This is a genomic window from Kribbella caucasensis (genome assembly GCF_004361855.1).
Taxonomy (GTDB): Bacteria; Actinomycetota; Actinomycetes; order Propionibacteriales; family Kribbellaceae; genus Kribbella; species Kribbella caucasensis.
Genome location: NZ_SNWQ01000042.1, coordinates 1 through 25,887, shown reverse-complemented (window position 1 = coordinate 25,887; position 25,887 = coordinate 1). Strand labels below are relative to the sequence as shown.

Genomic DNA, 25,887 nt, shown 5'->3' with positions numbered 1-25,887 from the left:
ATGCACACGGGGATCTGTGACCTGCTGGGGATCGAAGTACCAATCGTGCTGGCCCCGTTCGGCCCCTGGGAGCAGGTCGAATTGGCGGCCGCGGTCTGTGAGGCCGGCGGCTTGGGGAGTGTCGGAACCGCGGTCCTGCCGACTGCCCAGTTGACGGCTCAATGGAAGCAGCTGAAGTCGCTGACCGACCGGCCGTTCGCCATCAACCACACCGGGCGGCCGTTCAACGAGGAGGCATTCGCCGCCTCCCTCGACGTCCGGCCGGCCGCGATCTCGTTCCACCTCGGCGTACCGGCGGACCTGATCAAACGCGCCCACGACCACGGGATTCCCTGGCTGCAGCTGGTCGGTGACGTGACCGCCGCCGAGGCTGCGCTGGAGGCGGGCGCCGACGTACTGGTCGCACAGGGCACGGAGGCCGGCGGGAACGCGGGCTCGATCACCACGATGGTGCTGGTCCCTGCCGTGGTCGACATCGCCGGCGAGGTCCCGGTACTGGCCGCCGGCGGCATCGCGGACGGCCGCGGACTCGCCGCTGCCCTGGCCCTCGGCGCACAGGGTGCGTGGATCGGAACGCGATTCCTGGCGACCGTTGAGATGGCGGCGTCTCAGCGGTGGAAGGACCAGATCGTCGCGTCGGGTGCGCTGGATGCGCGGAAGGTGCTCAACAGCGAGGTCGCGATGCCGCCGTACACGCTTCCACAGGTGGGAGCCCCGATGTCGCCTCGCGCCCTGCCGTCCGAGTTCATCGACCGGCTGGCGCGCGATCCGGACTCGATCGACGAGAGCGACCGCACCCGGCTGCTCCAACTCGTCCGCAGCGGCCGCGGCGACGAGCTCCTGCCGCTCTCAGGCCAGTCCGTCGAACTGATCCACGACATCGTCCCGGCCCGCGTCCTGGTGGAGCGGATCGTCGCCGAGGCCGACGAGATCCTGGCTCGGCTCGGGTCGGTATGACGACTTGCAAAAGTCTTCAATTCATCACATAGTAAAGCGATGGAGACGAGTCAGTTCGCCACCGACCTGCGGAACCGGATTGCTGCGGCGCGGAAGGCGGTCGCTGAGGCCGAGCGGGACGAGGACTACTTCGCGGTGGACGTTCGCAACGGTGAGCTGAAGAGCCTGCTGCGGATGGCGCGGGAGAACGACGTGACCGTTGACGATCCAGCATGACTGGTTCGGCGGTTCCGCTCTACCAGGCGAAGGCTGAGTTCTTCCGGATGCTCGGTCATCCGGTCCGGATCCGGGTGCTCGAGCTGCTGCAGGACTCGCCCCGGCCGGTCCGTGAGCTGCTGGCCGATATCGCGATCGAGCCGTCGAACCTTTCCCAGCAACTCGCCGTACTACGCCGCTACGGGATCGTCACCTCGCACCGAGAGGGGTCGACCGTCGTCTACGAGATCGCCAGCAGTGATGTCGCCGAGCTGCTCCGGGTCGCGCGGCGGATCCTCACCGACCTGATCGCGAGCCAGAACGAACTCCTGGCCGAACTGCGCGAAGCCGGTACCGGATGAGAGCAGTGGTGGGGCTGCTTCCCGCACGATCCGATCTCGCGGCGATGCTGCACCAACCACGACGGGATCTCCTGGCCGGGCTCACGGTCGCGATCGTCGCGCTGCCGCTTGCGCTGGGTTTCGGGATCTCGTCCGGTCTCGGTGCGGCGGCCGGGCTGACGACAGCGGTGATCGCTGGTGCGTTGGCGGCGTTCTTCGGCGGTTCCGGGCTGCAGGTTTCCGGCCCGACCGGTGCGATGACCGTCGTGCTGGTGCCGATCATGCACGAGCATGGCGCGTCCGGGGTACTGACCGTCGGGCTGATGGCCGGCCTGATCCTGATCGGCCTGGCGGTGGCTCGCGCCGGCCGGTACATGGAGTTCGTGCCGGCGCCGGTGGTGGAGGGCTTCACCCTCGGGATCGCCTGTGTCATCGGTCTGCAGCAGGTGCCGGCCGCCCTCGGCGTACCGACGCCCGATGGGGATCAGGTGCTGGTGATCGCAGGCCGGGCGGTGGCATCGTTCGCCACGGATCCGCACTGGGTCGCGGTGGCGATCGCGGTCTTCGTGGCCGCGCTCATCCTGCTCGGTGGCCGGCTCCGGCCGACCATCCCGTTCTCCCTGCTGGCCGTGCTGGTCGCGACCGTGGTGGCCGAGCTCGCCGGCCTCGACGTGATGCGGATCGGTGCCTTGCCTTCCGGACTCGCGGCTCCGTCACTGGGCTTCATCGATCTGTCGGCGATCTGGTCACTGGCCGGTGCTGCCCTGGCCGTGGCCGCGCTCGCCGCGTTGGAGTCGCTGCTGTCCGCGGCAGTGGCCGACGGCATGGGAGTCAGCCACAAGCACGACCCCGATCGCGAGTTGTTCGGCCAGGGGCTGGCCAATCTGGTCGTCCCGTTGTTCGGTGGCGTGCCGGCTACGGGTGCGATTGCGCGGACCGCGGTGAACGTCCGATCCGGCGCCGGGTCACGGCTGGCCGCGTTGGTCCACGCTGGCCTGCTCGCGGTGATCGTCTACACCGCGGCTCCGCTGGTCGGCCGGATCCCGTTGGCCGCGCTGGCCGGCGTACTGCTGGCCACCTGCATCCGAATGGTCGAGGTCGGCTCGGTGCGGGCGATGGCCCGGGCGACCCGGTCCGACGCGCTCGTCCTGGCGCTGACCGCGATCGCGACGCTGGCGCTCGACCTGGTCAAGGCGGTCATCCTCGGACTCGTCGTCGCCGGTGCGCTCGCATTGCGCGCCGTTGCCCGCAGCGCGCGGTTGCGTCAGATGCCATTGCATCCGGATCTTCCCGGGGATCACACGGACGAGGAGCGGGCGCTGCTCGACGAGCACATCGTCGCGTACCGGATCGACGGACCGCTGTTGTTCGCCGCCCACCGGTTCCTGCTGGAGCTGTCCGAGGTGGCGCAGGTGTCAGTCCTGGTACTGCGAATGTCGGCCGTCAGCGCGATCGACGCCAGCGGTGCGCTCGTGCTGAAGGACGTGATCGCGAAGCTCGAACACCGGGGCATGGTCGTGCTGATCTCGGGGATCCAGCCCGGCCATCACCGCCCGCTCGACGCGCTGGACGTGATCGAGAAACTCCGCGCCGAAGGCCGGGTGTTCGCGACGACGCCCGAAGCGATCGCCGCGGCCCGGGTGCACCTGCACGCCGCCGGTCTGCTGGCGAGCTAGCCCCAGTACTCCTAGCCCTCGTACTCGCCGTAGACCTGGACCTTGGTGCCGATCGGGGTCTCGTCGAAGATGCGGTGGATCTGGGGACGCATGACACGGATGCAGCGGTGGCTGGCCGGGTACGTCTTGATCAGGCTGTTCACCCGCGAACCGTGCAAGGCGATCCCCGGCCGGTCCTTGAGGAAGTAGATCGAGTCGTACATGTACGCGTCCGGGTACAGGCTGCTCTCGTGCGCGCCGCCCCACTTGCGCCAGACCTTGCCGGTGCGGTTCGGCGTCTCGTACCCCGCTGCGCCGGTGGAGACCCAGACGATCCGGCGGTACGTGTTGTTGACGACCTGGTAGAGCACCTGGCAGGTCTTGTTGACGTAGATGCCTGTCTCTTTGGTCGGGATCGGCCGCTTGGTTGCTGAGAGCACCGATCGTACGTCGGCGGTGGTGAGCGGGCCGCGACTGATCGGCAGGCCGTTGGTCTCGCGCCAGGCGCAGAGAGCTTGGCGGGCGCGCTTGGTGATGTCCCCGTCGACGTCCCCGACCGGATAGCCGTACGCGGCCAGCCTCTTCTCGACCTCGAGCGCGTAATTCACCTTGACCGGCGGCTTCGTGGTGGGCGGGGTCGTCGGCTTCGTGGTGGGCGTCGTCGTGGGATTGCCGGTAGGCGTGGTGCTCGGAGTCGACGTGGGATCGGCCGTCGGCGTACCGGTCGGGCCGGATGTCGGCGTACCGGTTGGCGTCGAGGCCGATGTGCTGCTCGGCCCGCCGGTTGTCGATGGCGAGGGCGCAGTTTCAGCGGCCACGTCGGTACACCCGGTCAGCACCAGCCCAACAACCAGTACTCCAGCCACAAGACCACGTCGTCCAGCCACGGATTCCCCTCTCCTCTTGCCTTCTCAGCGTCCCAGACTCACCCCGCTCGGCCCGGAAGACCCGCCGTACAACGCCTTCCCGCGAACGCTAATACCCCATCGGGTCCTCACCGCGCGCACATCCGACCCCCGTCACCGAACCGTTGCATCCTCGCGAAGTCGTTGCCGGACGCACCGGACGCGAACGCCCACGCCATCACAATCGAGCCCTCCCGGCCGGCCCCACGCTCACCAGCGCCTCCCGGTCGAGGTATTGATGGCCTGGCGGTCCGCTCAGCCGCCCCGACAGTACGACGCCACGCGCGCTCGCGAAGTTCGCCGTACCGAGTGGATCCGCCTAGGCTGAAGCACCATGGACCCGGAAGTCGGCCTGCTCGAACTCCCTCCCGTGCGACTGCCACCGTTCGGCGAGCTCGTCGAGGCTGCCCGTCGTTGCGCGGCCCTCCAGTCGGTACTCCGGCTGGCCGAGTGGACCGGGGATCGCAAGGTCACCAAGGCGGGGAACCTCACGCTGGCCGACGCGCGAACCGCGAATCGGGATCTCGGCCTCCCTGATCATCCTGAGGCCCGGGCAGCGAGGGGATTCCCCGAGCTGCAGACCTGCTGGGAGTTGGCCGTCGACCTCGAGCTGCTGACGGTCGACGCAGGCCGGGCCGAACTGGTTGCGGAGACGACCGGCCAAACTGATCGCGAGATCGTCGAACTGTGGATCGACCTGCTGACGCTGACGGTGCAGGGTCTGCCGATCCTGCGCGGTGACGAGGTAACGGTGATGCCTCTCCTCATGCGGCTGTACGTCGACGCGCACGGCATCCGGGTTGAGGAGCTGGCGGCGCAGGTGCTCGACGACGTCGCCGCAATTGGGGCCGACTGGGTCAACGTATCCGCTGGGCAGACCGATGCATTGACGGACCTGCTCGTCGCCATGGTTCGCCGAAACCTCGATCGACTCGCCGCGATCGATGCGGTGGTGCTCGACGGTGACGTTGCGCGGCTGACCGATCTGGGCCGGTTCGGTCTGCTGCACTGGTTCGAGATGGGCGGCATCCGCGCGCCGTACGTGAATGATCTCGCAGGCGCGTCCGTCGCTGACCTGCTTGGCCTCGGGCTCACCCAACACTCGACCGAACTCTTCGATGAATGGCTCGCCGCCATCGGGTCGGGAACCGCGATCGAGCGGATCCTCGCCCACGCGCGCGGGGGTACGCCACTGCATCGGGTGATCGCGTTCGGCATGCTCGACCGGCTGGGCCCCGTCGCAGAGCAAGGGGTGCGAGCCTGCCTCGACGATCGCGACCTGCGCCCGCACGCGAACGCCTGGTTGACCGGGCACGGTCTGCCGGCCGAGCAGTCGACCTTGGACGACCTGCATCGCGTGTTCATCGACATGGTCGCGGCCGACCTGGACGGTGATCCGCGCTCCGAACGCGACTCGGTCCGCGGCATCGCCGACGAGGTGGAGTACGACGCCTCGGCCCTGTTCGAGAACCTCTGGCAGTGCGAACACCCGGCGACCTTGGAGGTGCTGAAGGCGCTAGCGCGGTACTACCCGGATCCGATTGCTGCGAGGGTCGCGCAGGAGGGCGTGATGCACCTTCGCTCAACGATTGCGTCACCGAGTACGACGTACCGGCTGAAGGTGGTTCTTCGGGGTACCAAGCCGCCGGTGTGGCGCCGGATTCAGGTACCGGGAACGATCACCCTGGCCGGACTGCACGCCGTGATTCAGACCGCGATGGGCTGGACGAACTCCCACTTACACGAATTCGAGATCGCCGGCCGGGACTACGGTGAGATCGACCCGGACGCGCCTGAAGACCTCCTCGAAGCCGCCGACTTCACGCTGGAGAAGGTGGCTCGCAAGGGGGACAAGTTCGACTACCTCTACGACTTCGGTGACGGCTGGCGCCACCAGGTGACAGTCGAGCAGGTGCTGCCGGCATCCGATGAGCCCGTGACCGTGCAGTGCCTGGCCGGCAGGCGGAACTGCCCGCCGGAGGATGTCGGCGGGACAGGCGGCTACGAGGACTTCCTCGAGGCCTATCTCGATCCGGCCCACGAAGACCACCGTCGGTACCGAGACTGGCTCGGCGACGGCTTCGACCCCGACGCCTTTGACCGCGCCAGCATCAACGCCGACCTGGCCGGCCTCTTGGTCGACTGAGCGGGCGGCGCTTTAAGGCTCTCTGAAGGTTGCTGCCGAGGATCAGGTCGGACGGTCCCGTACAGCACTGATGGGGGAGGGCTGAGGCATGTCGACGCGCCTGGCAAGGATCAAGATCAGCGGGCTTCGCGCCGTGGTAGCCGTGACGGCTGCGTTGGCGGTTGTAGTGGCGGCCTCGGTGGTGAGTCTGCCGCAGGCTTTGGCGGCTCCGCCGGGCAATGACGATTTCGGCGCTGCCGAGCAGCTCACGGGGACTCTGCCGATCCAAGTCTCGGCGTCGAACGTCGACGCCACGAAGGAGCCCGGCGAGCCTGATCACGGCGGCAACGCGGGCGGTTCCTCGATCTGGTTCAGCTGGACCGCGCCGGCCACCGGCCCGGTCGTGATCGATGTGTGCGGCAGCAACGTGAAGAACCAGGTGGGCGTCTACACGGGCTCGGCGGTGAACGCCCTGACCTCGGCCGTCAGCGCCGATGAGGCGTGCGACGGCTACCCGAGTACTTCCCGGCTGGTGCGGTTGGCGGCAGCCGCCGGTACGACGTACTGGATCGCGGTCGACGGGTACAACGGAGCGACCGGCGACCTCGAGCTGGTGATCCGGAACGCGCCCGCGAACGACGGCTTCGCCGCGGCGGAGGTGCTCGGCGGATCGCTTCCTATCGCGGTGACCGGGTCGAACTTCGGTGCGACTGGTGAGCCCGGCGAACCGGCCCACGCGGGCACCACCGGCCGGCACTCGATCTGGTACAGCTGGACGCCGGCCGCCTCCGGGCCGATCACCATCGCCACCTGTGCAAGCGACTTCGACACCGTCCTAGGCGTCTACACCGGTACCACGGTGACCGCGTTGACCGAGGTCGTTGCCAACGACAATGGCTGCGGCACGAAGAGCGCGGTCACCTTCGCCGCGGCAGCGGGTACGACGTACCGGATCGCCGTGGATGGGGTGCCCGGCGAGGAAGGCAGTACGACAACGGGCACAGTGGAGTTGAGAGTCCGGACTGCCGTCGTGCCGCCGAACGACGACTTCGGTGCGGCGCAGACGATCGACGGGCCGCTGCCGATCAGTACGACCAGCTCGAACATCGACGCCACCAAGCAACCCAATGAGCCGGCTCATGCGGGGAACTCTGGCGGCACCTCGGTCTGGTTCAACTGGACAGCAGCTGAGTCGGGTCAGATGACGATCAGCACCTGCCTCAGCACCTTCGACACCCTGCTCGGTGTCTACACCGGCTCGGCGGTCGGCTCGTTGACTGCGGTCGCTTCCAACGACGACAGCTGTGGCACGGGCAGCGTTGCCCGCTTCGCCGCGACGGCCGGTACGACGTACCGGATCGCCGTCGATGGGTACGCCGGCGCGACCGGCACCATCCAGCTGAAGCTCGTGTCCGCTCCGGCCAACGACGACTTCGCGGCCGCGCAGGTGCTGAGCGGCCCGCTTCCGATCACCGCGACGGGGACGAACGTCGGCGCGACGAAGCAGGCGGGCGAGCCGGATGACATCGGCGGCGGTGGCGCGACCGTCTGGTACAGCTGGACGGCGGCCGCCACCGGCCCGGTCACCATCAGCAGTTGTGCGAGCGGCGTCTCCACGAAGCTCGGGGTCTACACCGGCACGGACGTCACCGCGTTGACAGTGGTGCCGGTACGAGACCTGCGTTGCACCAACAGGGCGAAGGTCTCGTTGCAGGCGACAGCCGGTACGACGTACCGGATCGTGATCGACGGAGCGGCGTTCTCCGACGGCAGTCCGATGACCGGTCCGATCGGGCTGACCATCAGGCCGTCCAGCCCGCCGGCCAACGACGATTTCGCCAACGCCGAGGTGTTGTCCGGTGCGCCGCCGCTGACGGTGAGTGGGTCGACCGCGGACGCGACGGACGAGGCCGGCGATCCTCTGGGCGGACCGTCGGTTTGGTACAGCTGGACCGCTGCTGCCAGTGGTGTGGTGATCGTCAGCACTTGTTCCGGGTCGGGTGCGGATACCCGGCTGGGCATCTACACCGGTGACGCGATCGGCGGTCTGTCCGAGGTGACCGGCGAGGACCGGTTCTGCGGATTCGGCGCGGCCCGCATCGTCACGGTGGCCGCGGGTACGACGTACCGGATCGGGGTGAGCGGTCAGTATCCCAACGAGTTCGGCGGCTTCACGCTGACCATCCGCACTCCGGTACGGCCCGCGAACGACGCCTTCGCCGACGCGCAAGCGCTCGACGGGCCGCTGCCGCTCAGTGTCACCGGCACGACCACCGATGCGTCGACGGAGACCGGTGAACCTGACGGCGGCAACTCCGTCTGGTACAGCTGGACCGCAGAGGCGGCCGGACCGGTCGATGTCGACACGTGTGATAGCGGACTGACTGGCGACTCGGCCCTGGCCGTCTTCACCGGTACTACGGTCGGGGCGCTGACCGAGATCGCCGCCAACGGGGATAGCTGCGGGTCGTTGAGTCGGGTCACCTTCACCGCGGCTGCGGGTACGACGTACAAGATCCGGGTCAGCGGGGAGGTCGGCTCGTTCCGGCTGCGGCTCCGGGTCCCTCATCCGCCTTCGAACGATGACTTCGCGAACGCCGCAGTCCTGACCGGCGCGTTGCCCTTGTCGGCGAGCGGTACCAACGTCGAGGCCAGTCGGGAAAGCGGCGAGCCCTTGCACGACAACGGCCGCGGCTACGCATCCGTCTGGTACAGCTGGACCGCCACAGTGACTGGCCGAATGTCGATCGACACCTGTGGAAGTGACTTCGACACCGTGCTCGGCGTCTACACAGGCTCGGCCGTCTCGGGTCTCGGCCGGGTCGCGAGCAACGACAACGGCTGCGGTGCTGCTGCCGCGGGCAGCAAGGTCGCCTTCAACGCGGTGTCAGGTACGACGTACCGGATCGCCGTCGACGGGCACGCGAACAACTCCGGTGGTGCGAGCGCCGAGGGATCCGTCGAGCTGACGATCAAGGCGGTGAACCTGCCGGCGAACGACAACCGCGCCGACGCCCAGACCTTGAGCGCGACGTTGCCGGTCAGTGCGACGGGTACGAACGTCGGCGCGACCAAGGAGCCGGGCGAGTTCAACCACGTGGGCAACGTCGGTGGTGCCTCGGTCTGGTACCGCTGGACTGCGGCTGCCGGCGGCCCGGTCACGGTGGACACTTGCGATGCGGGGTTCGCCACGCTACTGGCTGTGTATGTCGTCCGCCCGGACGGTCAGCTCGGCTCGGCCGCTGCGAACAGGAACGCCTGCGGGAACGGTGCTCGCGACACCTTCATCGCGACCGCGGGGACGAGCTATCTGTTGGCGGTCGACGGTGCGGACGGTGCCCAGGGCAACTTCACGCTGAACCTGCGGGCCGCTGACAGGCCGGCCAACGACAACTTCACGGATGCCACCGAGCTGACCGGTGCGCTGCCGATCACGGCGACCGGGACGAATGTCGAGGCGACCCGGGAGACGTCCGAGCCGCGTCATGCTGGGACGAACGGTGGTGCATCGGTCTGGTTCAGCTGGACGGCTTTGGCGACCGGCCGGATCTCGATCGACACCTGTGGAAGTTCCTTCGACACGGTGCTGGGCGTTTACACGGGCTCGGCGGTCGGTGGGCTGACCGTTGTCGCCAGCAACGACAACTCCTGCGGCACGCGCAGTCAAGTCACGTTCACCGCTGTCTCTGGTACGACGTACCGAATCGCTGTGGACGGGCCGGTCCGGAACTCGGGATCAATCCGGCTGGTGGTCAGGGCACCGGCCCAACCGGCGAACGATGACTTCGCGGACGCTTTGGGGTTGACCGGCGCGCTGCCGATCGAGGTGAGCGGGACGACAGTGGACGCCACCAGGGAAGGGTCCGAGCCCTTCCACGGTGGGCTTTTGGGCACTGCATCGGTCTGGTATCGCTGGACGGCTGCGACCGCGGGCAAGGTGGTCGTGGAAACCTGTGGAAGCTCGTTCGACACCTTGCTGGGCGTGTACACCGGGCTGGAGGTCGGCGACCTGAGCACGGTCGCGATCAACGGCGATGCTTGTGGTTCGCAAAGCCGGGTGGAGTTCGCCGCGATCGCCGGTACAACGTACTGGATCGCGGTAGACGGGGGAGGGGGCGCGAGCGGGGCGGTTCGGTTGACCGTGCGGCCACCGCAGCGGCCTGCGAACGACGCTTTCGCGGCAGCTCAATCGCTCGGCGGCACCTTGCCTGTTGCGGTCGCCGGGACGAACGTCGACGCCACCCGGGAAGGGTCAGAGCCCTTCCACGGCGGCCTTCCGGGCAGTGCCTCGGTCTGGTACAGCTGGACCCCGTCAGCCACCCGCCGGGTCACGATCGACACCTGCGGTGGCGAGGTCAACACGGTGCTCGCTGTCTACACGGGAGGTGCTTTGGCCGACCTGAACAACGTTGCCTCTGACAACGACGGATGCGGGCGCAGCTATGGCGGTAGCAGGGTCACCTTCACCGCCACGGCTGGCACGACGTACCGGATCGCGGTCGACGGCATCGCCAACCCGGGCATCGCGGGCGCGTTGCCTGGCACGGGAGCTCTTGATCTACGGCTGACCGCGGCCGATCCGCCGGCGAACGACGACTTCGCCGCGGCTCGGGTCCTGACCGGGTTCTTGCCAATCGCTTGGACTGGAACGAACGCCGGCGCCACCCGTGAGTCGGGCGAACCGTTCCACGCCGGTTTCGTCGGGGGCACGTCGGTCTGGTTCAGCTGGACTCCGACGCTGTCCGGCCGGGTAGCGATCGACACGTGTGCCAGGAACTTCGACACACTGCTGGCCGTCTACACCGGCTCGTCGTTCGGGACGCTGAACCCGGTGGCCGGCAACAACAACGGTTGCGGTTCCGCGAGTAAGGTCACGTTCACGGCTGCGGCTGGTACGACGTACCGGATCGCGGTTGACGGCAGGGGAGAGGCGGCGGGATCCATCGCACTCGCGATCACGGACCTGGAGCCCCGCGCCGCGACTGTCACCACGCTCACGAGTACCCCGAACCCTTCGTCGTACGGGCAACCGGTGACGGTCACGGCGACCGTGACGGGCGGTAGCACGACGCCGACCGGCGAGGTGCAGTTCGTAGTGGACGGCACCGATTCGGGTACGCCGCGTCCGCTCGTCACCGGCAAGGCGTCAATCAGTCTGCCTGGGCTGGCGGTCGGCGCGCACACGCTGACAGCCCGCTACACCGGAGACGCAACGCATGCGCCGAGCTCCGGTTCGACCAGCCAGCAGGTCAACCGGATGGCCACGAGGCTGGTCGCTCACCCCGCCGTACTGGAGATCCTGCCGCTGCGGATCACCTTGCGCCTGTCCGCCACCCTCACCGACGCGACGGGCCAACCGCTGCCCGGCCAACAGGTGCGGTTCGTACTGTCCGATCGGACAGTCTGCACCGCAACAACAGCCGCCAACGGCCGCGCATCCTGCACCTCAACCGGAGCCTGGCTAGCCGCCGTCCTCCACCTCGGCTACGACGCCCACTACGACGGCACCCCAACCCACCAACCGTCCCACGCCCACGGTGGCGTCCTGGGCTGACCCCAACCCCGCTGACGCCAGCTACGGTTTCAGTGGATTGCCATGCCGGTCAGCCGGGGCGGATGTTCTTGTTGTGGTGGAAGGTGTTGTCGGGGTCGTATTTGGCCTTGACCTCGGCGAGTCGCCGGTAGGTGTGATCACCGTAAGCCTCTCGAACGCGGCTGGTGTCGTCGTCGAAATCAAGGAAGTTGACATAGACGCCGCCGGAACGGTGCGGCTGGAGGGCTTGGAGGAACCGCCGGGCCCAAGCGGTCTCGGCGGCGGCGTGCTCGCCAGACTCGTCAGGGAGCCACACGCCTTCGATGACGATGTTGTGCGCCACGTCGCGGCCGGCATAGGCAGTGGCTTCGTGGGGAACTCGGACGACTGCGCCACCGAAGTGGAACATGACCACACACGACCGGGGCGAGCCGGCGGCGTAGGCGTGGTCGGCGATGACGGCGATGGTTTCGTCGGAGAGGTCGGCGAGGTTCGTCGACTTCCAGCGGTAGTGCCACCCGTGGAGAACGGTCGCGTCGATGCCGCTCTGGAAGGCGACGTACGGCGAGGGTGCGAGCAGGTCGACGAGCGGCCTCCCGAACCCGCGGAGGGCCCGAACCGCACGCTCGCCGTCTTCGACGGCGCCGGCGTAGCAGCAGTTGACGGCGATGGCCGGCCGCCAGTGCTGGTCCTCGGGGATGCCCGGCAGCGGGGGAACGGTGCCGAGCCGGACGACGGTGCCGAGCTCGTCCGGTGCGTCGGCGGCGAAGTCCCGGTAGAAGCCCAGCACGTCGGCGGTGTCGTCGGCCGCCCAGAAGACGGGCCCCGCCATCACGGTCGGGCCGAGGGGGTGCAGTGCGAACCGGAACGAGGTGACGACGCCGAAGTTGCCGCCGCCGCCTCGCAGCGCCCAGAACAGATCAGGGTGGTCGTCGGCGGAAGCCCGGACGATGCTGCCCTCGGCGGTGACCACCTCGGCGGCAAGCAGGTTGTCGACGACGAGCCCGTGCTTGCGCATGAGGAAGCCGATGCCGCCGCCGAGGGTGACCCCGGCGACGCCGGTGTGGCTCACGATGCCGCCGGTGGTGGCCAGACCGTGGGCCTGCGTCTCGTGGTCGACGTCACCCCACAACGCACCGCCCTGCACCCGGGCCGTGCCGCCGGCGCGGTCGACCCACACGGCCCGCATCGCCGAGAGGTCGATGACGATCCCGTCATCGCACACCGCCGTGCCGGCCACGTTGTGGCCCCCACCCCGTACGGTGATCTCCAGGTCGTGGTCGCGGGCGAAGCGCACGGCTGCGGCCACGTCGGCGGTCCCGCTGCAACGGGCGATCAGCCGGGGGCGCCGGTCGACGGTGCCGTTCCAGATGGCTCGGGCGGTTTCGTAGTCGGCGTGGTCAGCGGTGATCAGCTGGCCCCGGAACCCGTCGATCTTCATCGCGGTTGCCCCCTCGCTCAGTTCTCCTCGATGGGCCCCATGGCACCACCGTGGACCGCGGCCGTGAAGTCAAGAATCTGGACTTCACAGCCGAAGGCAGCCTCGCGACACTGGCGTCATGCGGACCTATGGCCAGTACTGCCCCATCGCCCGCGGCGCCGAGATCTTCGCCGAGCGATGGACGCCACTGATCATCCGCAACCTGTACCTGGGCTGCGGAACCTTCAGTGAGATCCTGGCGGGCGCCCCCGGGCTGTCCCGCACCCTGCTCTCGCAGCGACTCAAGCAGTTCGAACGGCTCGGCGTCGTCGAGTCGGCACCCAAGCCCGACGGGCGCGGGTGCCACTACGAGCTCACGCCGGCGGGTCACGACCTCTTCAAGGTCTGCGTGTCGCTCGGCGAGTGGGGTGCCGCCTGGCTCGAGATCGCCCCCGAGCACCTCGATCCCTTTGTGGCTCTGTGGTCGATGTGCAACCTGCTCCGCCGAGACCGGCTCCCGGATCGACGCGTCGTCATCCGGTTCGACTTCACGGGCCGCCCGCGCCCCGAGCGGTACTGGCTGCTGATCGAGCATGGAGACACCGAGATCTGCAAGACCTACCCCGGCCTCGACGAGGACCTCTACATCACGGCGGAATCCGAAGCCTTCGTCAAATGGCACGCCGGGCAGCTCACCTGGGCCGACGCCACCCGCGACCGCCGCATCCAACTCCACGGGCCTTCAGAGCTCGTTCGAGCCTTCCCAACCTGGAACGCCCGCAGCGCCTTCGCCCACATCAAGCCGATCTCCCGGGCCGCGGCGAACTCGGCGGCCTGACATCTTCGACGCACCCTCCCACCAGGCCCGCCGTGCGTACAGGCTGACGGGCTCAGAGGCCGAGATCGCGGAGGAACTCCGGCTTGTACGCCTGCATCACGACGTACCGCGGGTCCGGTACCTCCATGTCCTTGTTCTTCTCCGCATCACTGGCGGCATCATGCTCACCGATCGGAGCACTCGGATCGGTCCACTCCTGCTCGGCCGGATTCCACCGTGTGATCGTGTACTGCGCACTCAGGTGGTCGTCGGCAACGAGCTCCTTGACGGTCCGCTCAGCTTCCTGGGCGTCCTCCAGGCTGTGCGTGTAGAGCAGCATCCGGTTCCCGTCGCGCGTCACCATCACCTGGCTCCCGAGCCGCTTCTGCGCGTCGTCATCCAGATCCAGCGCCCGCAACCGCTCCCAGAACGACAACCCGTGCTCGTCACTCCCAAGCCCAACCTCAACCCGGAACTCTTCATCCGCCATGCTCCACACCCTACCGATCGCGCCACAGCTCACCGCGCGGAGGCTCGTCGCGACATCCCGACTGCCCGGTCTTCAGGCTCACGCGGCATTCGACCCACAGCATTTCTTGTACTTCATGCCTGAACCACACCAGCACGGTCGATTCCGCGGAGGCGGCCAACCGACGCTGCGGCCCTCGTCGCACTGCGTCGCAACCTGGCCCAGGTCGTCACGGGAGCGGATGAGGTGGAGAGCGGTCAAACACTTCAGCCAACCGTTGACGTTCACGGGGACTACGGTGATTCTGCCGCCGTCCTCGCGAAGGTCAAGTTCGACCTGGCGGCAGTACTCGTCGGCACTCTTGGCGGTGATCTGGTACGGCCATCGTTGCCGAGCGGCGTCGAACTCGCCGCGATCCCAAACCAGGATCCGGCCATTGATCACCCACGGACTGCTCAACAGCGCGACGGCGTCCCGGTCCTCCGCCTCGGTGTCACCCATCTCGCCCAGGAGGTCGAAATCGCTGAGCGGGATTCCCAGGGCCCACTTCACCCGCCGCCGGCCGGCCACCAGACGCTCTGCCCCGAATAGCCCTGCCGAGGTGGTCATGTCCTCACTAGTCAGCGACTCGGCCGCGAGCGAGTACCAGGCCAACGCAGTGGCCAACTCGCCCCGCTCCTCGATCAGCTCGGCCGCGCACATCCAGGCAGAGCTCAAAGTGCGTCCGCCGGCCATGATCGCGGCCAGTTCAGTCCAGGCCTCGTCATCCCGAAACTGCCCGAACAAGTAGTCGGCGTAGTCGAGACGTGCGTCGTCGGCATCCTCACCGCCCTCGTCGATCAGCTGTTGCCAGATCGCGATCGACCGTTCTGGTTGTCTATCCCGCAAGTGATCTTGGGCCGCGTCGAGCAAGACCTCCCGCCGACTGGTTTCGATGCCGTCCTGGTTCGTGCGGAGTTCGTCCGCCATCAAGTCGTCCATGCCGTGAAAGTAAGCCGATCCGGCGCTTCTCAGCCGGCCAATCTGAAAGCTGTGGACAACCGCGAGGGCAGGTTGCCGCACCGCGCAGTGGCGCACTCGGGTAGGTCTTCGTTGGGGTGCTGGGTGTTTGGGGCGGGAAATGTCGCGCTAGCGGCCAAGGATCCGCCCCGGTCGGTCGATGAACCGTCCCCGGTCCGCCTGATGGTGTGGATGGTCCGCTGGTGACACCGCTCGGGCCTGGGACCGTTAGACGGTAACTTGTGGTCGCCATTTGACTATTTATCGCCGTGCTGTGGCGTCGGTGGTTTCGCGGCGCCCATCCCGGGCGAACAACTCGGACTCGTTCCGGCGAACCCCACCGGCACTCGCCCCTCGAAGAGCTCAGGGCGTCGACGCCGCGTACCGCCGTACAAGCTGGAAAACCGGTGAATCCGCAGCCACCCATCGACTACAGTTCTGGATCATGGAGCTGAGACATCTGGAGCACTTCATCGCAGTCGCCGAGCAGAAGCACTTCACCCGCGCCGCCGAGGCGATGTCGATCTCCCAGTCGGGCCTGTCCGCTTCCATCCGCGCCCTCGAACGCGAGCTCCACGCCGCCCTGTTCGTACGCAACACCCGCAGCGTCGAACTAACCGAAGCCGGCCGAGCCCTCCTTTGCGAAGGCCGCCGCACCCTCGCCGCCGCCGAAGCCGCGAAGGACGCCGTCGCCGCAGTACAGGGCCTGATCCGCGGCCACCTCACCGTCGGCCTCGAACAGTGCCTGGGCGTTGTCGATGTGCCCGCGCTGCTCGCGAAGTTCCGTTCCTCTTACCCCGGCGTGGAGATCGAAGTACGCCAGGGCGGTTCAACCCCCATGCTCGACGAACTCTCCTCCGGCCGCCTCGACGTAGCCTTCGTCGCCACCGCCGGCGACCCCGTCGACGGCCTCGACCTGCGCCCCCTGTCCAAGGAGTCGATGGTCCTCGTCTGCGCGCCCGACCATCGGCTGGCGCTGGCGAAGGAGGTCTCCCTCCAGGACCTGGCGGGGGAGTCCTTCGTCGACTTCGACCGCACCTGGGGCGCCCGCGCCATCTCCGACCGCGCCTTCGCCGCCGCCGGCGTCGCCCACCCCGTCACCATCGAGGTCAACGACGTCCACACCCTCCTGGCCCTGGTAGCCCACGACCTGGGCGTCTCCCTAGTCCCCGAACGCATCGCAGCCAAACGAGGCGACCACAAAACCGTCCCACTGACCCCCGGCTCCGCGTCCCCCTGGCAGGTCTCAGTGGCCGTCCCCACCGGCCAAGCCCAAACCCTCACCGCCAACGCCCTACTAGGCATGCTCCCCACCAACAAGACTTGACGCCCGGGCCTGGCAGTTACCTCAGGCAAAGCCATGGCCGACCCAGGTCATCAGCTGCATTTCCGCCTTATGCCGGGGACCGATATGTCCGCCGTCGACCAAGATCAACTCGGCGTCGGGCAGTTGGTGCGCGATCCACTCACCGTGGGCGGCGGGAGCTGAGGTGTCGTCACGCGCCACCATGATTCGCGTGGGCACACGGACATCTTCGAGAGCGAACCCCCAGTCGCGGACGAGGCTCAGGAGGTCGTCGACGAAGCCAGCCGAGCCTTGCCGGCCGGCTTCCTGCATGGTCTCCATGAGCATCACCCGGATGTCGTCCGGGACCTCCACGTCGGGCATACCGGCATTCACCCACTCCAAGATCCCCTGCCAGTCCGCCTCCAGCGCGGCTTCACCCTGTACGGCGTGCTCCCATTCCCGCCGGTCTTCGTCGTCCATGCCCGCAAAGAAGTCGAGCCCTTCGGCGGCGTACGGCGCAACGCCCACAACCACGGCACAGCGGCTCACCCGATCCGGCAGCAGAGCCGCCGCAGCCAACGCAGACGGCCCGCCGGCGGACACACCGGTGACGCCGAAGCGCTCAAGACCGTACGCGTCTGCGATTACGCGTACGTCGGCCGCAGAGTCGACAACCCGTCGACCCGGAGTCCGCGTGGACAGTCCATAGCCGGGCCGGTCATACGTGAAGACCTGCAGGCGGTGGCGCAGGTAGCCATCGCCGGGCTCGCGCAGAAACCGACTCCCCGGCGCCCCGTGCAACCAGAACATGGGCGCCCCGCCTGGATCTCCCCAGACACAAACGCCCAGCCGGCGACCGTCCGGCGTGGTCACGATGCTCGTCTGGCCGCCCGCACTCTCCCGCATGGCGCCTCCACCTGCCAGTCCAAGGCTGCGAGGGGACGCCAGGCCGCATGCCGTCCCGATATATGAACGAGACCTTTCCGTTATCGAGTCGTTATGAGAATCTCCTCGGCATGGCTACCGATGTGGCGGTACGAGAGGCCGAGGGCGGCGGGCACGCGAATGTGGTGATCCGCCCCGCCGTGACATCGACACCGCGATGGTTGGTGGCCGTGGGCCGGTCACTGCCTCCGCTGGCGCTCGTTGCACTCATCTCGTTGGCTGCCCTGGTTGGGCGTGACGTCTCCGGCTGGCCTGGTCGCAGCGTGCTGGCCGGGCTGGTGGTGGTGACGCTGGCGTGCGCGGTCACCGGCCGTACTGGCAGCGCCCAGCTCGGACTCGGTCTGACGGCGACGGTGGCTGCCAGTGCGCTGCTGCCGTGGCAGGTGGGCTGGTGGCCGCTGCCTGGCGTGGTCGGCGTCGCTGTTTACCTCGTGTCCCACCTGGCCATGAGGGGTAGAGCCGCCGGGCATCGCACGATCTTGCGGTTCGGGCGGCGGCTCACCGCTGCCGAGGTCTGGGTGGTCGTCGGGCTGGTCGTCTCGTCTGCGTCGGTCCTGCTGGTGTTCTCCCGGCTGGCGCCTCCCCATCTGGGAACCGGCGCCCGCTTCCTGGTCGCCCTGTCGCCTTGGTCGCTCGTGGCCGTCGGGGTGGCGTTCGCCGTCGTCAACGCATTCGTCGAAGAGGTGCTCTTCCGGGGCGCGGTCCTGCACCACTTGGCGCACGTCCTCGGCAGCTGGCCGGCCGTGCTGGTGCAGGCGCTCGCGTTCGGCACACTCCACCTGAACGGCTACCCCTACGGCCTGGCCGGCATGGTCCTAGCCGCCGTCTACGGTCTGCTGCTCGGTGCGCTGCGACTCCGGTCAGGCGGGTTGCTGGCTCCGTGGATCGCCCACGTCTGCGCCGACGCCGTGATCTTCGTCCTGATCGTGCACACCGCGACCTAGGCGGTCGGAACTTCACACACCTGGCCACCGCCTCCGCGTGCCGAGGTGGCAGTGCGGACGTACGAGAAGCTGCCCAACGCGGGCGGAACAAGCGCGGGCATCAGCTCGCCGTGGCTCCCGTTGACCGGTCGGTTCCCGAAGCGCACAGTGAAGATATCGGCGCCCCTTGGAGGTCGTCATGGACGTATCGTCCCGCCGTACAACTGGCATCGCCGGCATCGTGTTCGTCGCTCTGGCCGTCGCCATCGTGATCCTCGGTGGTGACGCTGACTTCAGCCGCGACGACGCCGCCCTCGAGGACTTCTTCGTCCGCGACACACGACAGGCCCAGGCATTCACTGCGGTGGTGCTCCTGCCGCTCGCGGCGGCGGCGCTGCTCTGGTTCGTCGCCGGTATCCGCTCGCTGCTTCGCGCCGGGGACGATGGTGGGGGCATGCTTTCGTCGGCCGCCGCGCTCGGCGGCGGTGTCTTCGCCGCCACGTTCCTGGTCGGCATGACGACCAGCAACGCCGTGTCCGCTGCGATGGCCTTCACCGACGCGTACCAGTTCGATGCGGGAACCGCGCGGCTCACACTCATCCTCGGCATCATCCTGACGACGGCGTCGCTGGCGGGCGCAGCAGTGCTCGTCGTCGCCACGTCGCTGGCCGGCCGGCGCAGCGGGCTACTGCCCACGTGGTTCTCCCGCTCCGGCTACGTCGTCGCGGTCCTCGCGCTGTTCAGTGTGCTCCTCTTCGCCTGGCCAATCGCCCTCGTCGGGCTCTGGATGTTGACGCTCAGCATCATGCTGCTGCGCGGGCCGAAGACCATTCCGGCGGAGCCTCCGGTTCAGCGCGCGGACGAGTCGCCCACCAGGCGCGGGACCGGCCCGGAGGTCAGCGGCTAGGTGCACTCGGCGTGCCCTCGACGTCGGCACTCGACATCCGGACATGCAACGCAATCAGGGCATCGGCGGCCCGAAGCCTGTCAAGCATCAGCCGAGGCCCGATCGTCAAGCATCACCCGAGACAGGACATTGTCGTGTGCCTCTTGTCTGTGAAGAGTTTCTGTACGTCCCCAAGGCGGCCGCCACGGCGGCCGCGTCAGCCGAGACCAGGTCCCGCCCGAGCCGGTGGCCGGCGAGGGCTGCCGGAGCGTACGGAGCCGCCGTCAGGCCGCCTCCCACGCTGCCCACCTCTTGCCTGCCTCCCACCACTGTCTGGGCAGTGCTGTCCGCCGTCATGACAGGTAACCGTCAACATGAGGGTCCGGGTTCATGCATTCGCCCACAAAATCGCTTTGCCCGTCCTGAACTAACCTCCCACTGTGATCCTTGAAGACGTCCGGGCCGACAACTGGCGAGCATGCATCGCGCTGGAGGTGCAGGAGCCGCAGCAGCGCTTCGTTGCGCCCGTGGCCAACTACCTGGCTCAATGCGCCTACGGGGAGAGCCCGTGGCACCCTCTCGCCGTTCGGGCCGGCGAGGAGGTCGTCGGCTTCGTGATGTGGGGCGTCGATCCGGCCGACGAGAGCTTCTGGATCGGCGGACTGATCATCGACCGTCGGCATCAGCGACGGGGATACGGCCGAGCGGTGGTCGCCCAACTGCTCGAACGGGCTGCGTCGCACGGGCATCGGGAGGTGGCGCTGAGCTACGACGCGCGGAACACGGTGGCTCGGTCGCTCTACGCGAGCATTGGGTTCGTCGAGACCGGTGAGCTCGAGGATGACGAGACGGTAGCTCGCAAGCCACTGAAGTAGACCCCCCGGTCCATCCGGTGGCATGCTCCCCACCACCCGCACATAGGCCCGGCGTCCACCACGCGATTGCGAGGCGACGCCGAACCACTGTGGCCTGATGGTCCTAGCCGCAGGTGAAGGTGTCCCGCGATACGACGACTACGCCGTTGGCATTCATGGTGAACTTGCCCGAGAGTCGAAGGTCGAGGGCGGAGCCGTCGGTGCCGTGTAGCGTGCTCCGCAGCCTGTACTGCGAAACTCGCGCGACGTCGCCCTCATCGGTGAAGGCTGTCACCACGGCGTTCACCTTCTCCCGATACGTACCGGAGTACGTCGGCAGGGTGGCGTTGTCCGGGATCAGCTCGACCTGGCCGTTGATGACACCGTTGATGTGGAACTCGCCCGCCTGCTGTCCGCCCGGTGGGGTCACCAACCGGTACCCGCCCGATCGGACTTCGTGGAAGGTGCCCGGCCAGGAGACGCACGGACCTTCACCGGCAGCGAAGTGCTCAGACGCGTCGTAGTCCTCGATGACGAATGCGTGCTCGGCGCCGCCCGCGGACGCGGGAGCAGCGGTGCCCCCGACGAGAGCAGCGGCTGCGCTCAACACGATGGCCAGCTTGTGTCTCATGACAGTCCCTTCAGCCGAGCACGCAAGTGATGGCGGCGGCGACCAGGGCGAGCGCGCCGAGACCGAGCGCGATTGCTGTCGTCGCGGAGAACGAGCCGACCCGGCGCCGATGCTCGCTGGCCAGGACGACGGCGACCGCGCCGAACACATGCGGCCATCCCGACCAGAAGGCGATGTACGTCGCGGCTGCCGCGATGCCGAGTCCAAGCGCGGTCGTTGCCAGCCGCCGAGGCGAGCCCGCACGCGCGCGGAGCCCCAGCCACACCGCGATGACGCCGGCAGCAACCACGATCCCGGCGTACAGGGCGATCTCGCCGGTCGTTGTCGCCGGGCCTCCGGCCGAGTCGGTGTTGAGGTCGAAGACTTCGCCGGCCGTCATCGTGAGGCCGAAGATCACCGCGCCGGTCGCGGCGGCCAGCAATGGATGAAGCACGTCGAGTCGATGCGACGAGCTCGTGATGGTGCTCATGGGAACCCCCTCGGGTCTGGGAAATCGTTGGCTTCGAGCGCACCACGGCCGACCGGCGGGACGGATCCGTCACGGGACTGGGTTCGGCCGGGAGGGTTGCCCGGCTGGACCGGGACTTCTGTCCCAGGACATCCGGGCCGATCCGGCGCACACTTTGGCCATGGGGACGCTGCGTGACGAGGACCTGGTACGCCGAATCGGCGGCTGGTCGCTTGCTGCGCTCACCCTCGCCCTGTTCGGGACCGTCCCGCTCTCGCTCTCGGGCGGTGTCATGTCCCGCCCTGGGATCGTCAGCCCGAGCCCCGACTTGTGGACCGGTCTGATCGTCGCCGGCTTCGCACTCTCGGGCGCTGCGCTGATCCAGTTGCGGCCGAGAAACTGGATCGGCTGGATCCTGGTCGTCTCGGGACTGCTCCAGGTGACCAACGTAGCCGTCGACGCCTACGCCACTCGCGCCCTGACCGACCCCGACCAATCGCTGCCCTTGGGCCTCGCAGCAGCCTGGCTCGCTTCGTGGACCTGGATCCCGTCGCTGCTGTTGCCGGTGATCGTGCTCCCGCCGCTGTACCCCACCGGCCGGCCGGCGTCCGCCTACTGGTCGTGGCACGTGCGGATGGCGCTGATCGGGATCGGGCTGGTCGTGCTCGTGGCTGCGACCGGCCAGGGCGGCGTCGACGACACCGTGCCTGGAACCCGACTGCCCTGGGAAGCCCCCGCCTGGTGGGTTTGGGCAGTTGGGCTGTCGGCGGCCATCCTCCTGATCTCCACAGCGGCGGTGACTGTGGTTGGAACACTGGTCCGCGCAATCCGGGCCAAGACCCCGGAACGGCAGCAGTTGCTGTGGCTGCTGAGCGTGGTCGCGGCGATGCTGGCCACTGTCTTCACCGAGTACCGCTTGCTGTTCGCCATCGCCTACGGTCTGGTACCCGTCGCCGTGACGATCGGCGTACTGCGCTATCGGCTGCTCGGCATCGAGGTGGCACTCCGTCGGACGCTGCTGTACGTCCCCCTGACGTTGCTGGTCGCTCTCGTCGTCGGCGGACTCACGACCGCCTTCGCCCGGCTCGTACCTGAGGGGCCCGTGCCGCTGCTCATCGCGTCGGCCGTTGTCGCTGTGCTGGTGATACCAGCATCCGGGCGATTGCGGACTCTCGTCGATCGGCTGGTGCTGGGCGAACGCGCCGATCCGCTGGCACTCGTGGACCGGGTCGGCGCCGGACTCGAGATCGACCATGACGATCCGGTCGCCGCGATGCTCGAGGCAGTCGCCTCAGCCGCCGGTACGTCGTACACGGTCGTCCGGGACGTCAACGGCCGACTGGTCGCTGAGGTGGGCTCGCCGGAGGGTGCGGGCCTCGATCTTCCGCTTCGCCACAGGGGAGTGCAGCTCGGAACGCTGACGGTCGGTCCGCGTCGTGGAGCATCGCAGGTGACCGAGCAGGACGGGCGTTTGGTCGCAGCCCTCGCGCCGCACCTGGCTGTCGTGATCCGATCGGCGAGACTTGCCGAGGAGCTCGCACGCGAACGGATTCGCGTAACCACTGCCACCCTCGCCGAACGAGACCGGCTTCGTAGGGATCTCCATGACGGGCTGGGCCCTTCGCTCGCTGGTATCGCTCTGGGTCTGCAGGCTGCCGGGACCGCACATCGGACTGATCCCGATGCCGTTCCTTCGCTGCTCGAGCGGACTCGTGCGGAAGCCGAGCTGGCGGTCAGCGAGATCCGCCGGGTCCTCGACGGCCTCCGACCCAGTTCGCTCGATCTGCACGGGCTTGAAGGTGCTGTGCGCGACACTGCGGCGTCGCTCGGCATGGGGGAGGCTGGCGGCCCGACCTTCGACCTTCAGGCGGGGGCTTTGCCTGCGCTGCCGCCGCAGGTCGAGGAGGCTGCGTTCCGGATCGTCGCCGAATCCCTAACGAACGTCGCGCGACACTCGGCCGCATCGCATTGCACAGTCCAGCTCAACCAGGCGAACGGAGATCTTCGTGTGCGGGTTTGTGATGACGGTCGTGGATTGAGCTCGTTGGCAGGCTCGGGACACGGGCTGGACTCGATGCGCAAGCGCGCGACCGAGATCGGGGGAACTGTTTGCGTGGAGATCGCGAATCCGCAGGGGACGCTCGTGACCGCAGTACTGCCGCTGGAGACACCATGACGATCAAGGTGGTGCTGGCTGACGACCACCCGATGTATCGCTACGGGCTGACCGCGGTCCTCGAGCAGGCCGAGGGCATCGACGTTGTCGCCAGCGTGGGAGATGGAGCTGCGTTGGTGGCCGCCGTACGGGAGGTGTCGCCCGATGTGGTGCTCACGGATCTTTCGATGCCGGACCTCGATGGAGTTGCGGCGATCACGCAGTTGCTCGATCTCAAGCCCGAGCTGCCGATCCTGGTGCTCACCATGCACGAGGACGACGCGCACGTTTTCGCCGCACTGCGCGCGGGCGCCCGCGGCTACCTGGTCAAGGGCGCCGACGCTTCTGAGATCGTGCGCGCGGTGTTCTCCGTCGCCTCCGGCGAAGCGGTGTACGGCGGTGTCGTCGCCCGGCGGATCGTTGCCTTCTACTCCGGTCGTCAGGTCGAGTCGCCAACCGCTCGTGCGTTCCCTGACCTGACCCCGCGTGAACGCGAGGTACTGGAGTTGTTGGCCGCCGGCTGCCGCAACCACGAGATCGCCCGCCGCCTCGGCATGTCAGAGAAAACCGTCCGCAACCATGTCTCCCAAGTGCTGACGAAGCTCCAGGTCCCCGACCGCACCGCCGCCGCCCTGAAGGCCCACGAGTCCGGCATCGGTGGACCTTCCTAGGAACGCGCATCGCCAGTTCGAGGCTGCGCCAGGCGACTACGCATCCTTGTGCGTCACGTGGTCAATGTGAAGTCAATGGGTCGGTGCCCCACAGCACTTCTTGTACTTCGCGCCGGACCCGCACCAGCAAGGCTGGTTTCGCGGAGGCGGCCACTGGAGGTGATGACCCTCGCTGTAGCGAGCATCGAGATAGTCACGCCGCGCGGCTGACGAGTCCAACGGACGTTCGCCGGCTGTGTCGACGTACACGGCGAAGCTTTCGACGCTGCAGTGCACGGCATTTACCCGGCCGGCTCCCTCGCTTGCCATGGTGTCCAGCTTGGCCTCGAGGTCGCGGTAGTACTCCGCCTGGCTTAGATCCTGATCGATCGCGTCCGGCCAACGCTCGCGCGCCGTGTCGAATTCGGACCGCGGCCAGAACAACATCCGGACCTCGGCTGACACACCGCGGTGTGCGCGCATCGCCTCCGCGGCTTCTTCGACGGACGGGAACGGCCGACGGAAGAGGTCCTGGATATCCTCCTCGGCTGGCACCAGCTGATCGGTCTCGTCGGGAGCCAAACCCATTCCGCTCCGCAGTTCACGGCGGCGCCGCACCAACACGCCAGGTAGTGATGCCCAGCCGGCGTCCTCGCCCAGGATGGCTATATCCGCGGTCGTGAAGCGCTCGGTCGCCATCGTGTACCAGACCAGGGCCTCGGTCAGCTCGCCACGTTCTTCGAGTAGTTCCGCCGCGAGCTCCCATCCGGCGCCGGACGTCCGATGTGTCGCCTTCAGCGCCGCCAGCTCGGCGCGAGCATCCTCCTCCTGGCCTATGCCGAACAGGTACTCCACAAGGTCGATTCGCGCGTAGTCGCCGTCGTCGCCGCCTTCCGCGATCAGGTCACGCCAGATTGCGACTGCACGGTCCCGCTCGCCCATCTCGAGCCTGGAGGCAGCCATCTCGAGCAGGATCTCACCCCGCTGATCGGGGTACTCCTCGAGCTCAGCCTCCAAGCCCCGGATGTGCGCGTTCATGTCGTCAGCTGCCACTACAAGTTGGTCCGCCACAGGACGACACTAGTCAGCTGTCCGAGTAGATCGAGTGAGCAGTCCCGGCGTTTCGCGAATCCGCCGACGCCACTCGTGGCGCGTTCGGCAGCGAGGAGAACCTGCTCCCCGACGTCCAGCTGACCCGGCAGGAGCACGACAAGCTGGACGCCCGGAGTGCTCCTTGGCGAGCCGTTGCTACACAGTTTCGTGACGGATATTGTGACAGCACTGAGTGAGTGTGGAAGGGGGTGAACAAGAAGTGGTAGACGTGGTGGCTAAGTCCGCTGAACAGGCCGAGCTGCGGGTGACGCTGGTCGACGGCCAGGTCACGTTCGTGGGGCCGGACCTCGAGCTGACCATCCGCGTGCACGCTCCCGTTGCGGAGGAGCCCGCTACGGAAGGACCCGTGGCGGAAGAACCGACGGCAGAGGAAGCTGCGGCAGAGGAAGTCGTGGCAGAGGAAGCTGGGGCAGAGGAAGTCGTGGCAGAGGAAGCTGGGGCAGAGGAAGTCGTGGCAGAGGAAGCTGGGGCAGAGGAAGCTGGGGCAGAGGAAGCTGGGGCAGAGGAAGTCGTGGCAGAGGAAGCTGGGGCAGAGGAAGTCGTGGCAGAGGAAGCTGGGGCAGAGGAAGTCGTGGCAG

At 67.9% G+C, this 25,887-nt stretch carries 22 protein-coding genes; 14 read left to right on the top strand and 8 right to left on the bottom strand.

The annotated features are described in order from the left end of the window. Genes EV643_RS41765 through EV643_RS41755 form a run of 4 tightly spaced genes read left to right on the top strand, consistent with a single transcriptional unit; the run spans window position 1 to window position 3,169 of the window. Window positions 1-957 carry an NAD(P)H-dependent flavin oxidoreductase gene (locus tag EV643_RS41765; RefSeq protein ID WP_133805779.1) on the top strand — a complete coding sequence of 319 codons (957 nt, stop codon included), beginning with the start codon at window positions 1-3 and terminating at the stop codon, window positions 955-957. Window positions 958-996: 39 nt separating this feature from the next. After that, window positions 997-1,173 (top strand): hypothetical protein, encoded by a 177-nt coding sequence (locus EV643_RS44560; RefSeq protein WP_166665785.1) that lies wholly within the window; start codon window positions 997-999, stop codon window positions 1,171-1,173. Beyond that, window positions 1,170-1,514, top strand: coding sequence for an ArsR/SmtB family transcription factor (locus EV643_RS41760; protein WP_133805778.1), 345 nt, complete (start codon window positions 1,170-1,172; stop codon window positions 1,512-1,514). The genes EV643_RS44560 and EV643_RS41760 overlap by 4 nt, the downstream gene beginning before the upstream one ends. Next, window positions 1,511-3,169, top strand: a complete 1,659-nt coding sequence (locus EV643_RS41755; RefSeq protein WP_133805777.1) for a SulP family inorganic anion transporter — start codon at window positions 1,511-1,513, stop codon at window positions 3,167-3,169. Before EV643_RS41760 ends, EV643_RS41755 begins: the two co-directional genes overlap by 4 nt. Window positions 3,170-3,180: 11 nt before the next feature. Here EV643_RS41755 and EV643_RS41750 read toward each other — a convergent pair whose 3' ends face one another. Further along, a complete protein-coding gene (locus EV643_RS41750) occupies window positions 3,181-4,035 on the bottom strand; it encodes a L,D-transpeptidase family protein (RefSeq protein ID WP_238166176.1) in 855 nt (284 codons plus the stop codon). A gap of 352 nt (window positions 4,036-4,387) precedes the next feature. Here EV643_RS41750 and EV643_RS45255 point away from each other — a divergent pair, with 352 nt between their 5' ends. Then, complete coding sequence (locus tag EV643_RS45255) at window positions 4,388-6,199, top strand: plasmid pRiA4b ORF-3 family protein (protein WP_202870030.1); 1,812 nt, start codon at window positions 4,388-4,390, stop codon at window positions 6,197-6,199. Between the two features lie 88 nt (window positions 6,200-6,287). Continuing rightward, the gene (locus EV643_RS41740) at window positions 6,288-11,732 is read left to right on the top strand and encodes a pre-peptidase C-terminal domain-containing protein (RefSeq protein ID WP_133805776.1); all 5,445 of its coding nucleotides are present in this window, start codon (window positions 6,288-6,290) and stop codon (window positions 11,730-11,732) included. Between the two features lie 49 nt (window positions 11,733-11,781). Here the strand turns inward: EV643_RS41740 and EV643_RS41735 are convergent, their stop codons facing one another. After that, window positions 11,782-13,152, bottom strand: coding sequence for an FAD-binding oxidoreductase (locus EV643_RS41735; protein ID WP_133805775.1), 1,371 nt, complete (start codon window positions 13,150-13,152; stop codon window positions 11,782-11,784). 118 nt (window positions 13,153-13,270) lie between these two features. On the opposite strand from EV643_RS41735, the gene EV643_RS41730 reads away from it, so the two are divergent. Further along, a complete protein-coding gene (locus EV643_RS41730) occupies window positions 13,271-13,969 on the top strand; it encodes a winged helix-turn-helix transcriptional regulator (RefSeq protein ID WP_133805774.1) in 699 nt (232 codons plus the stop codon). Between the two features lie 52 nt (window positions 13,970-14,021). On the opposite strand, the gene EV643_RS41725 is transcribed toward EV643_RS41730, so the two are convergent. Then, the gene (locus EV643_RS41725) at window positions 14,022-14,438 is read right to left on the bottom strand and encodes a hypothetical protein (protein ID WP_133805773.1); all 417 of its coding nucleotides are present in this window, start codon (window positions 14,436-14,438) and stop codon (window positions 14,022-14,024) included. Between the two features lie 78 nt (window positions 14,439-14,516). Continuing rightward, on the bottom strand, window positions 14,517-15,398 hold the full coding sequence (locus tag EV643_RS41720) for an SEC-C domain-containing protein (RefSeq protein WP_133805772.1): 882 nt from the start codon (window positions 15,396-15,398) through the stop codon (window positions 14,517-14,519). 463 nt (window positions 15,399-15,861) lie between these two features. Here EV643_RS41720 and EV643_RS41715 point away from each other — a divergent pair, with 463 nt between their 5' ends. After that, window positions 15,862-16,743 carry a LysR family transcriptional regulator gene (locus EV643_RS41715; protein WP_133805771.1) on the top strand — a complete coding sequence of 294 codons (882 nt, stop codon included), beginning with the start codon at window positions 15,862-15,864 and terminating at the stop codon, window positions 16,741-16,743. Window positions 16,744-16,764: 21 nt separating this feature from the next. Here EV643_RS41715 and EV643_RS41710 read toward each other — a convergent pair whose 3' ends face one another. Continuing rightward, window positions 16,765-17,514 carry an alpha/beta fold hydrolase gene (locus tag EV643_RS41710; protein WP_166665784.1) on the bottom strand — a complete coding sequence of 250 codons (750 nt, stop codon included), beginning with the start codon at window positions 17,512-17,514 and terminating at the stop codon, window positions 16,765-16,767. A gap of 206 nt (window positions 17,515-17,720) precedes the next feature. Here EV643_RS41710 and EV643_RS41705 point away from each other — a divergent pair, with 206 nt between their 5' ends. From EV643_RS41705 to EV643_RS41695, 3 genes are all read left to right on the top strand, one after another. Next, the gene (locus tag EV643_RS41705; RefSeq protein WP_166665783.1) at window positions 17,721-18,593 is read left to right on the top strand and encodes a CPBP family intramembrane glutamic endopeptidase; all 873 of its coding nucleotides are present in this window, start codon (window positions 17,721-17,723) and stop codon (window positions 18,591-18,593) included. Between the two features lie 178 nt (window positions 18,594-18,771). Then, a complete protein-coding gene (locus EV643_RS41700; RefSeq protein ID WP_133805768.1) occupies window positions 18,772-19,479 on the top strand; it encodes a hypothetical protein in 708 nt (235 codons plus the stop codon). A gap of 419 nt (window positions 19,480-19,898) precedes the next feature. Further along, window positions 19,899-20,333 (top strand): GNAT family N-acetyltransferase, encoded by a 435-nt coding sequence (locus tag EV643_RS41695; RefSeq protein WP_133805767.1) that lies wholly within the window; start codon window positions 19,899-19,901, stop codon window positions 20,331-20,333. Window positions 20,334-20,436: 103 nt separating this feature from the next. On the opposite strand, the gene EV643_RS41690 is transcribed toward EV643_RS41695, so the two are convergent. Both EV643_RS41690 and EV643_RS41685 read right to left on the bottom strand, forming a co-directional pair. After that, window positions 20,437-20,943 (bottom strand): hypothetical protein, encoded by a 507-nt coding sequence (locus EV643_RS41690; RefSeq protein WP_133805766.1) that lies wholly within the window; start codon window positions 20,941-20,943, stop codon window positions 20,437-20,439. A 10-nt stretch (window positions 20,944-20,953) separates the two neighbouring features. Continuing rightward, window positions 20,954-21,412, bottom strand: coding sequence for a hypothetical protein (locus EV643_RS41685; protein ID WP_133805765.1), 459 nt, complete (start codon window positions 21,410-21,412; stop codon window positions 20,954-20,956). Window positions 21,413-21,572: 160 nt separating this feature from the next. On the opposite strand from EV643_RS41685, the gene EV643_RS41680 reads away from it, so the two are divergent. Together EV643_RS41680 and EV643_RS41675 are read left to right on the top strand one after the other, a co-directional pair. Next, window positions 21,573-23,567: a sensor histidine kinase gene (locus tag EV643_RS41680; protein ID WP_166665782.1), complete on the top strand. Its 1,995-nt coding sequence runs from the start codon at window positions 21,573-21,575 to the stop codon at window positions 23,565-23,567. Continuing rightward, entirely contained in the window at window positions 23,564-24,217 is a 654-nt protein-coding gene (locus tag EV643_RS41675; protein WP_133805763.1) for a response regulator, read from the top strand. Before EV643_RS41680 ends, EV643_RS41675 begins: the two co-directional genes overlap by 4 nt. Before the next feature lie 72 nt (window positions 24,218-24,289). On the opposite strand, the gene EV643_RS41670 is transcribed toward EV643_RS41675, so the two are convergent. Continuing rightward, complete coding sequence (locus tag EV643_RS41670; protein WP_133805762.1) at window positions 24,290-25,267, bottom strand: SEC-C domain-containing protein; 978 nt, start codon at window positions 25,265-25,267, stop codon at window positions 24,290-24,292. A 241-nt stretch (window positions 25,268-25,508) separates the two neighbouring features. Here EV643_RS41670 and EV643_RS41665 point away from each other — a divergent pair. Continuing rightward, the coding region (locus EV643_RS41665) for a hypothetical protein (protein WP_202870029.1) at window positions 25,509-25,887 on the top strand (379 nt) is incomplete at its 3' end.

Coding starts and splice junctions, on each gene's coding strand:
- EV643_RS41765 (WP_133805779.1), top strand. CDS start 1: ATGCACACGGGGATCTGTGACCTGCTGGGGATCGAAGTACCAATCGTG.
- EV643_RS44560 (WP_166665785.1), top strand. CDS start 997: ATGGAGACGAGTCAGTTCGCCACCGACCTGCGGAACCGGATTGCTGCG.
- EV643_RS41760 (WP_133805778.1), top strand. CDS start 1,170: ATGACTGGTTCGGCGGTTCCGCTCTACCAGGCGAAGGCTGAGTTCTTC.
- EV643_RS41755 (WP_133805777.1), top strand. CDS start 1,511: ATGAGAGCAGTGGTGGGGCTGCTTCCCGCACGATCCGATCTCGCGGCG.
- EV643_RS45255 (WP_202870030.1), top strand. CDS start 4,388: ATGGACCCGGAAGTCGGCCTGCTCGAACTCCCTCCCGTGCGACTGCCA.
- EV643_RS41740 (WP_133805776.1), top strand. CDS start 6,288: ATGTCGACGCGCCTGGCAAGGATCAAGATCAGCGGGCTTCGCGCCGTG.
- EV643_RS41735 (WP_133805775.1), bottom strand. CDS start 13,152: ATGAAGATCGACGGGTTCCGGGGCCAGCTGATCACCGCTGACCACGCC.
- EV643_RS41730 (WP_133805774.1), top strand. CDS start 13,271: ATGCGGACCTATGGCCAGTACTGCCCCATCGCCCGCGGCGCCGAGATC.
- EV643_RS41725 (WP_133805773.1), bottom strand. CDS start 14,438: ATGGCGGATGAAGAGTTCCGGGTTGAGGTTGGGCTTGGGAGTGACGAG.
- EV643_RS41720 (WP_133805772.1), bottom strand. CDS start 15,398: ATGGACGACTTGATGGCGGACGAACTCCGCACGAACCAGGACGGCATC.
- EV643_RS41715 (WP_133805771.1), top strand. CDS start 15,862: ATGGAGCTGAGACATCTGGAGCACTTCATCGCAGTCGCCGAGCAGAAG.
- EV643_RS41710 (WP_166665784.1), bottom strand. CDS start 17,514: ATGTTCTGGTTGCACGGGGCGCCGGGGAGTCGGTTTCTGCGCGAGCCC.
- EV643_RS41705 (WP_166665783.1), top strand. CDS start 17,721: ATGGCTACCGATGTGGCGGTACGAGAGGCCGAGGGCGGCGGGCACGCG.
- EV643_RS41700 (WP_133805768.1), top strand. CDS start 18,772: ATGGACGTATCGTCCCGCCGTACAACTGGCATCGCCGGCATCGTGTTC.
- EV643_RS41690 (WP_133805766.1), bottom strand. CDS start 20,943: ATGAGACACAAGCTGGCCATCGTGTTGAGCGCAGCCGCTGCTCTCGTC.
- EV643_RS41685 (WP_133805765.1), bottom strand. CDS start 21,412: ATGAGCACCATCACGAGCTCGTCGCATCGACTCGACGTGCTTCATCCA.
- EV643_RS41680 (WP_166665782.1), top strand. CDS start 21,573: ATGGGGACGCTGCGTGACGAGGACCTGGTACGCCGAATCGGCGGCTGG.
- EV643_RS41675 (WP_133805763.1), top strand. CDS start 23,564: ATGACGATCAAGGTGGTGCTGGCTGACGACCACCCGATGTATCGCTAC.